This is a genomic window from Nitrosomonas sp. (genome assembly GCF_019752095.1).
Taxonomy (GTDB): Bacteria; Pseudomonadota; Gammaproteobacteria; order Burkholderiales; family Nitrosomonadaceae; genus Nitrosomonas.
The window spans coordinates 1-12,198 of sequence record NZ_JAIEMO010000025.1; the positions used below are offsets into that span (position 1 = coordinate 1).

Genomic DNA, 12,198 nt, shown 5'->3' on the forward strand with positions numbered 1-12,198 from the left:
AGAGGACTCGAACCTCCACACCCGAAGGCACATGGACCTGAACCATGCGCGTCTACCAATTCCGCCATCTGGGCAAGAGACAGCCGGATCGGACTGCCAAAGAACGCGTAATTCTATAGGAAATCACTGTTTTGTCAAATGAGAAAAAGCGAAAGCTGCGCCACTTGGATCCGCACTATGAGCGAGAAAAAGAACGCTACAAGCACCCATTACCTAGTCGAGAATATATTCTTCAAACCCTAAAGCAGCAAGGTATTCCGATCGCCGAGCAATTGTTACGAAAATTACTGTCCATTACAAGAAAAGAGGAAGATCTCTTTAATCGCCGCTTATCGGCGATGATGCGTGATGGCCAGATTTTCCGTAACCGCAAAGGCGATATTTGCGTGATGGAGAAACTGGATTTAATTAAAGGAAAAATTCAGGGGCATGCCGATGGGTTTGGTTTTCTGATTCCAGATGATGGTAGTGCAGATTTGTATCTGAGCGCCAAGGAAATGCAAAAAGCGTTGCATGGCGACCGTGTTTTAGTGCGTGAAACCGGTCTGGATCGGCGCGGACGCAGGGAAGCTGCGATCGTGGAAGTGTTGGAGTCTTGCAATACGAGATTAGTAGGACGGCTACATATTGATCATGGCATTCTATTGGTGGTAGCCGAAAATAAACGCATCAGTCAGGATATTTTGATCGCCCAGGAGCACTCACTAAAGGCTGAAGCCGGTCAAGTCGTGATGGTGGAAATAATCCAACAACCGAGCAAACGCGCCCAGCCCATCGGTAAAATTATTGAAATTCTTGGCAACTATACTGCTCCCGGGATGGAAATTGAAATCGCTTTACGCAAGCACGATCTACCTCACGAGTTCTCGCCTGATATTGAAAAACTTTCAGCCAAATTCCCTAAAAATGTATTAAAGAAAGAGTTGGTCGAACGCAAAGATCTATGTCATTTACCGCTGATAACCATTGACGGGGAAACTGCAAAGGATTTTGACGATGCCGTTTTCTGCGCAAAAGATGGCAAAGGATACCGATTGTATGTAGCAATTGCGGATGTCAGTCACTATGTAAAACCGCACGATCCGATTGACCACGAGGCCCTCAATCGAGGGAACTCGGTTTACTTTCCGCGCCGCGTCATCCCGATGCTGCCAGAAGTATTATCTAACGGATTATGCTCCTTAAACCCTGATAAAAAACGTCTGTGCATGGTGTGTGAAATACAATTCCAAGCCAACGGCGATATACTGGACTATTCTTTTTATCCCGCCGTAATGTACTCACATGCGCGACTGACCTATACCAAAGTTGCGGCTATACTGGCCGATGCAAAAAGCTACGAGGCTCAGGAATATGCAGAATTATTACCGCATTTACAACTAATCTACAAGCTCTTTAAAGCCTTACTGAAAGCACGCAAAAAACGCGGCGCTATTGATTTTGAAACCACTGAAACGCAGATGTTTTTCAATGATCAAGGAAAAATCGAAAAGATTTTACCAGTGCATCGCAACGAGGCGCACCGTTTAATTGAGGAATGCATGCTGGCGGCCAATGTCTGCGCCGCAGATTTTCTGCAGAAACACGGGCAGACCACACTCTATCGTATTCATGAAAGCCCTAAGCCAGAGAAAATTGACATATTGCGCAATTTTTTGAAGGAATTTGGTATCCAGCTAGGAGGAAAAAACAAACCCAGCGCACAAGATTACGCGCAAACCTTACTCAAAATACAAGGAAGACCGGATGCACAGCTACTTCAAACAGTGATGCTAAGATCATTGCAGCAAGCCATTTATAGTCCCGATCTCGCCGGTCATTTCGGACTTGCATACGATGCTTACACACATTTTACCTCGCCAATCAGGCGCTACCCTGATCTGCTGGTACATCGTGCGATTAAAGCAGTATTAAACGGAGAGACTTACCATCCTGGCGATTGGTCCGAATTTGGGCACCACTGCTCAATGACCGAGCGACGCGCCGATGATGCCACACGTGACGTTGAATCCTGGTTAAAATGCTTTTATATGCAGGATAAAATCGGCGAATGTTTTGACGGAGTGATCAGCAGCGTTACCGGATTCGGTTTATTCGTCGCGCTTGATAACGTATACGTAGAAGGACTGGTGCATATTTCCGAGCTACCGAGTGACTATTTCCATTTTGATGCAACCAAGCATGTTTTACTGGGCGAACGTAGCGGCAAACAATATCGCCTAGGCGATCGAATACGCATCAAATTGGTTCGGGTCGATTTAGAAACCAGTAAAATAGATTTTGTTTTAGCCGAACCAGAAAAGAAAGCCGGGCAATCTAAGGCAAAGACTTCCACTAGAAACAAGAAATCGCATTAAGTTTTTGAAATTGTTTTACAATACAGATACACACAAAAATTCAGTCACACAATCTATCGGTTCCTATTTTGACACGCTTCACGATAAGTGATGCCTCATCATTTTTTTAGGATTAATTAAAACGTGCCCAGCACTCGCTTTATATTTGGCTTTCATGCAGTTACCAGTCGCTTACGACAGAATCCGAATAGTATCAAAGAGATCTTTATCGATGCCACACGCGCAGATCAACGCGCACAGGAGCTAATCAAGCTGGCCGAAAACAAGAAAATCCACGTTACCTCCTGCGATGGATCAAAACTCACTAACATGTCAGGCAACGACCATCATCAAGGCATTGTGGCCAATATCGACGGTATAAGCAATTATGTCAGTATTGATGACATCCTCGACGCATTAACCGAACCTGCGCGATTGTTGGTGTTGGATGGAATTCAGGATCCGCACAATCTAGGTGCATGTCTACGCGTTGCCGATGCTTTTGGGGTGCATGCTGTAATTGCGCCAAAAGACCGGGCTGTTGGATTAACTCCCACTGTATACAAGGTCTCTAGTGGTGCGGCTGATACCGTGCCTTTTATATCGGTCACCAATCTGGCGCGCACACTGAATCAATTGAAAGAACAAGGTGTTTGGATTTTTGGTACTGCCGAAGACGCTGAACACGACTTAGCCAATTTCAAGATTAGCGGTGCTGTTGCCTGGGTATTCGGCTCTGAGGAAAAAGGACTACGACGCTTAACGCGCGAGAATTGCGATCAGTTGGTTCGAATTCCAATGCAAGGCAATATCGAAAGTTTGAATGTTGCCGTCAGTGCAGGAATTTGTCTTTTTGAAACCCATCGTCAACAATCTTTGGCCTGAGTCACGCACCTGATAAAATGTATTTCATGTAGAAATAACACAGCTGTGTATGCTATGCGCTTTAATTTAGTGCAATAAACTAATAATATCGCTTGCCCTTAACTATGACATCAACTGATTTCCCCAACTTCAAAACTCACTTTATCGGGCTTTTCCAGCAAGCAAGTAACGCTATTAGATCTCTTGAAGCCGCAGTGGTTGACATTGAATTGACCCGTACCAAACAAGCCAGTCATGGCGATTATTCGTGTAATCTGGCCATGCAATTAGCCAAACCGTTACATAAAAGCCCACGAGAAATTGCACAATTATTGGTTAATGCACTGCCACCTTCACCTTATCTTGAAAAAGTGGAAGTGGCCGGCGCTGGATTTATCAATCTGTTCTTAAAAAATTCTGCCAAGCAACAATTTCTGCATTATATATTGCATAGCAAAAATACATTCGGAAATTGCACCCTTGGACAAGGAAAAAGAATCCAGGTGGAATTTGTCTCGGCCAATCCAACTGGACCACTGCATGTTGGTCATGGCCGTGGCGCAGCGATTGGGGCAAGCTTATCCAATATTTTGGCAGCTGCAGGATTTGATGTGTCCCGGGAATTCTACGTCAATGACGCAGGGCGGCAAATGGATATCTTGACGTTGTCAACGTGGTTGCGTTATCTGGAGCTTAATCACATCCATATTCCTTTTCCGCAGAATGCTTATCAGGGAGAGTACGTTAAAACTATGGCGCAACAAATTTTTCAAGCGCATGCACAACGTTATGTACATCAACCCGAGTTATTGCTGGATAGTTCGCCGGAAGCTGTGCTAGCGGCTGAAATGAATATCGACGAACAACTAGACAAACTGATTGCCAACACGAAGAAAATATTGGGTCAAGATTATGCATATATACACAATTTTGTGCTAACGGAGCAACTGGGCGATTGCCGCAATGATTTAATGGAGTTCGGTGTCGAATTTGATACCTGGTTTTCAGAACAATCGTTATTTGATAATGGCTTGGTGGCACACGCGATTGAACTACTTGAAAAAAAACATCACTTATATCAACAAGATGGAGCGACTTGGTTTCGTTCCACAGATTTTGGCGACGAGAAAGATCGTGTCGTGCAACGGGAAAATGGCCAATTTACCTATTTCGCTTCGGATATCGCTTATCATCTGAATAAATTTGAGCGGGGCTTTGATCAGGTAATCAATATCTGGGGTGCAGACCATCATGGTTATATCCCACGAGTAAAAGGCGCGTTGCATGCACTGGATCTGGATGCCGAAAAATTGCAAATCGCTTTGGTGCAATTTGCCGTACTTTACCGGAATGGCAAGAAAGCTCCGATGTCTACTCGTTCCGGTGAATTTGTCACCTTACGTGAATTACGCCAAGAAGTCGGTAAGGATGCCGCGCGATTTTTTTACGTGATGCGCAAAAGCGATCAGCACTTAGACTTTGACATGGATCTGGCCAAATCGCAAAGCAATGAAAATCCGGTCTATTATGTTCAGTATGCTCACGCTCGTGTGTGCAGTGTGTTAACACAATGGGATGGAAATGTCGACGATCTGCAAGATGTCAATGCAGACATATTGTCCAGCCCAGCAGAATTGGCTCTGCTGCAAAAATTAATTGATTTTCCCGATACGCTCGAAATGGCAGCCAAAGAGTTTTCGCCTCATCTCATTGCATTTTATCTCAGAGAACTGGCCAGCGAATTTCATAGTTACTATAATTCAACGCGTTTTCTGGTACCTGAAATTTCATTGCAACATGCTAGGCTAGCGCTAATTGCATCGATTCGTCAGACATTGAGTAACGGTTTACTATTACTTGATGTGAGTGCACCTGATAAAATGTAACTTAAAAATTGTATAAGGACGCTCATGAGCCGGGATTATAAAACTCGCAAGTCTTCAGCCAAATCCACAAATGAGAAAGGGGGGTCGGCATTCTTAGGCGGATTCGTCGGTTATGCGTTAGGTCTTGCGAGTGCAATTGGAATATGGTTGTATCTTAACTATGCACCCAGTCCATTCTTACCCGCTGAGAAAAATCAAACTCAGTCTTCTATCGAGACACCCAAAAGCACTGAAAAATCCATGCTTATGACAGAAGAACCAATAAACTTAGTCGAAGAAAAACCTCGGTTTGATTTTTACAAAATACTACCAGGTATAGATGAACCTGAAATGGACCATGAGTACCAAAAAGATATTGAACCGCCAGCACAACCGCAAGTGGCTGCCAAAGCACCCGAAGTCAGCAACAAGTCGCTGGAAAGATCACCACAAGTAGCTTTACCGAACTCTGGCATCACGTCTACAGCACCTCCTCAACAAACTGCCGCCATTCCATCTCGCGTGCTTCCAATCGAACCCCAACCTATTCCACAATCGCAGCAGCCTGTATCACCTCAAATACAAAGCCCTCCAGCTATGAAAGAAAGAATATTTTTACAGGCTGGCGCATTCAGAAAAAATGATGAGGCTGAGAACCTTAAAGCACGGCTCGCATTACTCGGCGTGTTTGCATCCATACAATCCATTGATTTAGCCGAAAGAGGAACCTGGTATAGAGTTCGAATCGGCCCTTTTACAAACAAATCGGATAGCGATCAAACTAGCCATTCTCTAAAGGAGAACGGCATCGATACTCACTTTATCAAAATACAATAAAAGATTTACCAAACAACGCTGAAATTTGTTTTGACCGTGTTCTGCAGCATCCAGAATCCAGTAATCAATGAAATACTTTTTTATTAGGAGATTTAAATGAATCGATACCAGTCTGTTACGATTTTCTTCTTGGTTTTAGTGTCGGTTTTTTCTTTTATCACTAAAACTCACGCACAAGCTAACATTATTGAAGGTAAGGATTATGTTGTTCTGAGTAAAACCCAGCCTACTGACGATGATACCAAGATTGAAGTTCTTGAATTTTTCTGGTACGGTTGCCCGTCTTGCTACAGCTTACATCCGCACCTTAAAACCTGGCTGATGAATCTACCTAGTGATGTTAGCTTCCGTTATGTGCCTGCTATTCTTCGCACCAACTGGGCATTCGGTGCCAAAATATTTTATGCCATTGAAGCCATGTCGCTAACCGATACGCTAAACGACAAGATTTATGATGCCATTCATCGCGACAAAATTGATTTAAACAATGAATCTGTTTTATTTGATTGGATCGAAAAACAAAACATCGATAGAAAAAAATTTGAAAATACCTACAATTCATTTACGGTTCAAAATCAGGTAGCGAAATCGACACAAATGACACGCCAATATCAATTCAAAGGCGTACCTTCTTTAATAATTAATGGAAAGTATCTCACCAGCGGTGGAATGAGCGGAACGCCACAAGCTACTATTAAAACTCTGGAAGCGCTCATTGAAAAAGTACGTAAAGAACGATGAGAAAAAATTAATGGCTGCAAACAAGATCATTTTTGGAGCGGGCTGTTTCTGGGGAGTAGAAGCAGCTTTTCGTCGCAATAAGGGCATTAAAAATGTCACCTGTGGTTATTCTGGCGGACACACTACTAATCCAACTTACACATCAGTCTGCACCGGCACTACCGGCCACATTGAAGTAGTATTAGTAGAATATGATGATAATGAAATCTCTTTTGAAGCTTTGTTAAACGAATTTTGGAACTGCCATAATCCTACCACACAGGATCGACAAGGCCCGGACATCGGTGAACAATACCGCTCAGTCATTTTTTATTTCACGCCAGAGCAAGAAAAATCCGCAAGAGAATCCAAGGAAAAACTAAAAACAAGCAAACGCTGGCAAGATCCGATCATAACGCAAATTTTGCCCGCCAGCCAATTCCATAACGCAGAAGAATACCATCAGAATTATCTCGCCAAACATGGCATTTATTAACTATATTATCAATCAATTTCGATTTGTGTCGATAACAGAAAAACTAAAAATACAATTAATTAATAGTGTATTCAGACAAAGAATCTGGCACGAATAGTTATAACACTATTATTTCAAATATATCAGTATCTTTTAAAAAGAACATTACGATGGGATCTATACAAAAACCTGGTTATCCACAAGGCCCATCAAATTCCTTTGTTCATACGGCCACAATAAAAGGCGATGCCATAACTTTAAAAGATCGTCTGTTCAATGCCGTCACTAATGATCCAAATCTTCCTGCACTTGGTAGTTCCATCGCGCGAATTGTAAAACTGTCTTCTTCGGATGATCAGTCGATACAACAATTGACTTATTATGTTTTATCCGATGTTTCATTAACGCAAAAAATCCTGCGCTTATCGAATTCCGCAGCTTTCAAAGCAATTACAAATAAAGAAATTTCCAGCATCAATAAGGCAATATTCTTGTTAGGATTTGATTCTGTCAAGACCAGTGCTTTGGCTATATTGTTAGTCGATGGAATGTCCGCAAAACATGCAGCACATGTACGTATCGAATTAATTCATGCATTAGCAGCAAGCATGATTAGCCGCAAATTAGCTGCGCGAACTTCATTTGTTAAAGATATCGAAGAAGTTTCTATTGCTGCTTTATTCAAAAATCTTGGACGCATTTTATTAGCCACTTATGAGCCTGATCTTTATCACCAAATGATGGCGCTTGCCGCTCAAGGTCAGCACACGCCAGAACAAGCATCCATGCAAGTACTTGGCTTCAGGTTGGATAGTTTGTCAGAAACTTTATTAGATGACTGGAATGTACCTGTCAATGTGATTCAGGCCCTCAGTGCAAAACCATCCAGTGTCTTGATTACGCCCAAGAACAAACAAGAATGGATGCAGATAGCAGCAGAATTTTGTGAGAAAGCCTCGCCGCTTGTTCTAAGTGCCAATCCAACCAAGGAATATCTCAAACTAAAAGAAGAATTACTTAGTCGGTTTGGCAAAGCGCTCAATCTGACTATGCCTGTACTGAATGAGTTGATCGATAAAGCTAGCTTAGAAACTCGTGAACTTCTAATCACAGCCGATTTGGCTTCGGTGGATAAGAATAATAAAATCAGCCAAGACTCAGCGCATTGCGAATTCGATATTGCTGCGGAAGAAAATTTAATCAATAATTTGACGATAAATAACGATGAGACTCATAATCTACAAATTACTGAACGTTATTCCTGCAACAAACCCTATAATGCATCGATATTGCTATTAAAAGGCATTCAGAACACCACTGAAATGATGTCATCGGGTGATTATAGACTTGAAAATCTTATCAACCAAAGCTTGGATTCTCTTTGTTCTGCACTTGGATTTCGTTTTATTACATTATGTCTAAGAGATTCTAAAATGAATTCTTTTCGTGCACGCAGTTCGCTAGGTAAAAGAAATTTAGAATATCAAAAAAGCTTCAATTTCTCTGCCGTGCCTACTAATGATTTATTTCATCTTGCCATGCAAAGAAATATAGATCTCGTCATTTCGAATGCCTTTATACCCAGAATCCGTAAACTTATGCCGCTGTGGCACACAACTTTATTACCTGATGCACACAGCTTCCTTCTGCTTCCCTTGGTAGTTAATAAGAAACCTATTGGTTTAATTTATGCGGATCGTGAGACCGTATCATCTGAAGTAATAACGCACGATGAAGCGAAGCTTGTTAGAATCCTGAAAGGACTAATACTGATCGCTCTTAATTCAAAATAAGAAATCAATGACGTATAAAGTTGGTTGGATACAAGCATTATGATTAAAACTCCAGGCTGTTTGTTTGTTATCAGCGCACCATCAGGAGCCGGAAAAACTAGTCTGGTTCGAGAATTGCTGCAATCGAGTTTGAATCTTAATCTGTCAATCTCACACACCACTCGACCACCCCGCAATGGAGAAATCGATTGCCGTGACTATCACTTTGTCACTGAAGCGAAATTCAAACAAATGCTATTTAATGGTGAATTTGTGGAAAGCGCAGAAGTTTATGGCAATCTCTACGGTACCTCGCAACACTGGCTCAATGACGCGATGTCATCCGGACAGGATATTTTGCTTGAAATTGACTGCCAGGGCGCAAAGCAAATAAAACAAATTTTCCCTCATTCTACCGCTATTTTTGTTCTTCCGCCTTCAGCCGAAGCGCTGGCAACCCGGCTAAAAACTCGCGCACAAGATGATCCTGAGGTCATCAAAAAGCGACTTAAAGCGGCTCGGGAAGAAATCAGCCATATTGCAGAGTTTGATTACATCATTGTTAACGGCAAACTGAACGAAGCGCTCAGCGACTTAATTTGCCTTGTTAAAGCTGAACGCTTGAGGACAGAACGGCAAATGATGAAGCACCACGCTTTAGTTGCGCAGCTATCATAATTGGTGTTGATTAATAAACGCCATCATTTCATGTTTTTTCCTGTAAAATTCGTACATTATTATCATTCCTGAGGCAAATGAAATGGCACGAATTACTGTTGATGATTGTTTGAAAAGGATATCCAACCGATTTGATATGACGCTAGTTGCAACGACGCGTGCAAGACAACTGGCAATTGGTTCTGCACCTTTGGTTGAAGCTGGGCGTAATAAGCCTACGGTTGTAGCTTTGCGTGAAGTAGCCCAAGGCAAGGTGGGTTTGGACATTCTCAATCCCAGAAATATGTAAAATGACTTTAAAATTACAAAACACGTAAACCCCGGTAGTTTATAAAATCTAGTTACACGTCGATTGTGTTGGATATCCTGACACATCGTCGCAACAAATTTTAAAATATTAATTCTGATTTAAGCTTAAACTTGAGAACTTAAATATTCAGTAATTTAATGACGCATACTAAATTAATTAAACTCAATGGCAGAAGCAGATTTTTTATTTTCAGAGACATCGCAATATCTTAAACCTGAAGATATTATTCAGCTCAGAAATGCTTATTCATTTGGTTTAGGAGCGCATTCAGGGCAATTCCGCAAGTCTGGGGAGCCCTATATCTCTCACCCTGTAGCGGTAGCAAGAATTCTAAGCAAGCTGCATCTTGATGCTCCTACCCTGACGGCAGCCCTATTGCATGATGTGGTCGAAGATACAGATATCTCTAAAGCTGAAATTAGTGAAAGATTCGGTGAGCCCGTCGCGGAATTAGTGGATGGTGTTTCTAAGCTTGCAAAAATTGAATTCCAGACACAAGAAGAAGCGCAAGCTGAAAATTTTCGCAAGATGTTACTGGCAATGGCCCGTGATGTGCGTGTCATTCTAATAAAATTGGCAGATCGCTTGCATAATATGCAAACATTATCCGTCATGATCCCGGCCAAACAACGCAGCATCGCGCGCGAAACTCTGGAAATTTATGCCCCCATTGCCCACCGGCTGGGACTTAACAATATCTACCAAGAACTTCAAGAATTGGGCTTTCGCTATTCTTATCCCTTGCGCCATAAAGTACTGGTGAAAGCGACTAGGGCCGCGCGCGGCAATCGGCGTGAAGTGGTTGGAAAAATACTCGAAACCATTACGTCAAAGCTCAAAGAAGCGCATTTGGATGCGGAAGTGACCGGGCGTGAAAAACATCTTTACAGTATTTATAACAAGATGCTGGAGAAACATTTGTCTTTCTCTGAAGTACTTGATATTTACGGTTTTCGCGTGATCGTCAAAGATATACCCTCATGCTATGTTGCACTAGGAATGTTGCATGGTCTATACAAACCAATCCCGGGAAAATTTAAGGATTACATCGCGATTCCAAAAAATAATGACTATCAATCCTTGCATAGCACATTATTGGGCCCCTTTGGCATACCGATCGAAATTCAAATCCGTACTGCTGAAATGCACCGAATTGCTGAAAATGGCGTAGCTTCCCACTGGCTCTATAAAAATTTAGATGGAAATTTTGATGAACTGCATTTAAAAACTAGTCAATGGCTGCATAGCTTAATGGAAACACTCAGCAGCTCAACGGATTCATCAGAATTTCTGGAACATCTTAAAATCGATTTATTCCCAAGCGATGTTTTTGTTTTCACCCCACAAGGTAAAATATTAACGCTACCCAGGGGATCAACCGCCGTTGATTTTGCCTATGCAGTGCATTCCGATGTCGGCAATTGCTGTGTAGCTGCCAAAATTAATGGTGAAAATGCGCCATTACGCACAAAATTGAAAAGTGGAGACCGTATAGAAATCGTTACCGCGCCATATGCCAAGCCCAATCCATCCTGGCTTGGTTATATTGCAACCGCAAGAGCGCGCTCACATATCCGCTATTTTCTCAAGACGATTCAATATGAGGAATCCGTTAAGTTAGGTGAGCGCTTGTTAAATCAGGCGCTTATATCGTTTAATATCAATCCAGACTCTATTACCGCGACTCAGTGGAATAAGTTAGCGCGCGATAGCGGCGTCAAATCCAAGCAAGAATTATTTACTGAAATGGCTTTAGGCAAACAGCTTGCAGCCGTGGTAGCGAGGCGATTAATAGCCCCGTCAGAATCCATTTCCAAGGAACAGACTGCAACCCCCATTACCATACTGGGAACAGAAGGTTCAGCGGTGCAATTTGCCAAATGCTGCCGCCCGATACCAGACGACGCCATCGTCGGCATTATCAAAAAAGATTCTGGATTAATTGTTCATGTACTGAATTGTAATAACATTTCACACAACCCCAAGAATCAGGAAAACTACCTCAATGTGACCTGGGGAAAAGACATCACGCGAACTTTTGAAGCGGCTATTGAGATAATCACAGACAATAAACAAGGCGTTTTAGCGCGAGTTGCAGCTGAAATTGCCAAGGCCGATTCAAATATTGATGATATTGCCATGGAAAACGAAAATGAGCGCATGCACATGCGCTTCGTCCTGCAAGTTAACAACCGGCTCCATCTCTCACAAGTCATTCGCGGCCTCAGGCATTTACGTGAAATTACCACCATTCGCCGCATAGAAGATTAGAACCGTCACTGATGACAGCCGCCAAAATAGCGGATGATTCAGGAATGGACTAGTCAGAAACGCATAATAC

10 protein-coding genes are annotated in these 12,198 nt (G+C 42.4%); all 10 read left to right on the forward strand.

Going from position 1 to position 12,198, the window contains the following annotated elements; genetic code table 11:
* Positions 1-131 precede the first annotated feature (131 nt).
* The 10 genes from rnr to K2Q13_RS07835 all read left to right on the forward strand — a co-directional run bounded on the left by rnr (position 132) and on the right by K2Q13_RS07835 (position 12,128).
* The gene (gene rnr / locus K2Q13_RS07790) at positions 132-2,357 is read left to right on the forward strand and encodes a ribonuclease R (protein WP_292920496.1); all 2,226 of its coding nucleotides are present in this window, start codon (positions 132-134) and stop codon (positions 2,355-2,357) included.
* Positions 2,358-2,480: 123 nt separating this feature from the next.
* Positions 2,481-3,221, forward strand: a complete 741-nt coding sequence (rlmB, locus tag K2Q13_RS07795; protein ID WP_292920497.1) for a 23S rRNA (guanosine(2251)-2'-O)-methyltransferase RlmB — start codon at positions 2,481-2,483, stop codon at positions 3,219-3,221.
* A 104-nt stretch (positions 3,222-3,325) separates the two neighbouring features.
* Positions 3,326-5,086, forward strand: a complete 1,761-nt coding sequence (gene argS / locus K2Q13_RS07800; protein WP_292920498.1) for an arginine--tRNA ligase — start codon at positions 3,326-3,328, stop codon at positions 5,084-5,086.
* Between the two features lie 24 nt (positions 5,087-5,110).
* Complete coding sequence (locus K2Q13_RS07805; protein WP_292920499.1) at positions 5,111-5,902, forward strand: SPOR domain-containing protein; 792 nt, start codon at positions 5,111-5,113, stop codon at positions 5,900-5,902.
* Positions 5,903-5,998: 96 nt separating this feature from the next.
* Positions 5,999-6,643 (forward strand): thiol:disulfide interchange protein DsbA/DsbL, encoded by a 645-nt coding sequence (locus K2Q13_RS07810; protein ID WP_292920500.1) that lies wholly within the window; start codon positions 5,999-6,001, stop codon positions 6,641-6,643.
* 10 nt (positions 6,644-6,653) lie between these two features.
* A complete protein-coding gene (gene msrA, locus K2Q13_RS07815) occupies positions 6,654-7,118 on the forward strand; it encodes a peptide-methionine (S)-S-oxide reductase MsrA (RefSeq protein WP_292920501.1) in 465 nt (154 codons plus the stop codon).
* Positions 7,119-7,267: 149 nt separating this feature from the next.
* Positions 7,268-8,890 carry an HDOD domain-containing protein gene (locus tag K2Q13_RS07820; protein ID WP_292920502.1) on the forward strand — a complete coding sequence of 541 codons (1,623 nt, stop codon included), beginning with the start codon at positions 7,268-7,270 and terminating at the stop codon, positions 8,888-8,890.
* Between the two features lie 39 nt (positions 8,891-8,929).
* Positions 8,930-9,547, forward strand: a complete 618-nt coding sequence (gene gmk / locus K2Q13_RS07825; RefSeq protein WP_292920503.1) for a guanylate kinase — start codon at positions 8,930-8,932, stop codon at positions 9,545-9,547.
* An 82-nt stretch (positions 9,548-9,629) separates the two neighbouring features.
* Positions 9,630-9,836 (forward strand): DNA-directed RNA polymerase subunit omega, encoded by a 207-nt coding sequence (gene rpoZ / locus K2Q13_RS07830; protein WP_292920504.1) that lies wholly within the window; start codon positions 9,630-9,632, stop codon positions 9,834-9,836.
* 186 nt (positions 9,837-10,022) lie between these two features.
* Complete coding sequence (locus tag K2Q13_RS07835; protein ID WP_292920505.1) at positions 10,023-12,128, forward strand: bifunctional (p)ppGpp synthetase/guanosine-3',5'-bis(diphosphate) 3'-pyrophosphohydrolase; 2,106 nt, start codon at positions 10,023-10,025, stop codon at positions 12,126-12,128.
* Positions 12,129-12,198 lie beyond the last annotated feature (70 nt).

What these genes read in the sequence shown, in the direction of transcription:
- K2Q13_RS07805 (WP_292920499.1), top strand. Translation starts at nt 5,111, where the DNA reads ATGAGCCGGGATTATAAAACTCGCAAGTCTTCAGCCAAATCCACAAAT.
- argS (WP_292920498.1), top strand. Translation starts at nt 3,326, where the DNA reads ATGACATCAACTGATTTCCCCAACTTCAAAACTCACTTTATCGGGCTT.
- gmk (WP_292920503.1), top strand. Translation starts at nt 8,930, where the DNA reads ATGATTAAAACTCCAGGCTGTTTGTTTGTTATCAGCGCACCATCAGGA.
- K2Q13_RS07820 (WP_292920502.1), top strand. Translation starts at nt 7,268, where the DNA reads ATGGGATCTATACAAAAACCTGGTTATCCACAAGGCCCATCAAATTCC.
- K2Q13_RS07810 (WP_292920500.1), top strand. Translation starts at nt 5,999, where the DNA reads ATGAATCGATACCAGTCTGTTACGATTTTCTTCTTGGTTTTAGTGTCG.
- rpoZ (WP_292920504.1), top strand. Translation starts at nt 9,630, where the DNA reads ATGGCACGAATTACTGTTGATGATTGTTTGAAAAGGATATCCAACCGA.
- msrA (WP_292920501.1), top strand. Translation starts at nt 6,654, where the DNA reads ATGGCTGCAAACAAGATCATTTTTGGAGCGGGCTGTTTCTGGGGAGTA.
- K2Q13_RS07835 (WP_292920505.1), top strand. Translation starts at nt 10,023, where the DNA reads ATGGCAGAAGCAGATTTTTTATTTTCAGAGACATCGCAATATCTTAAA.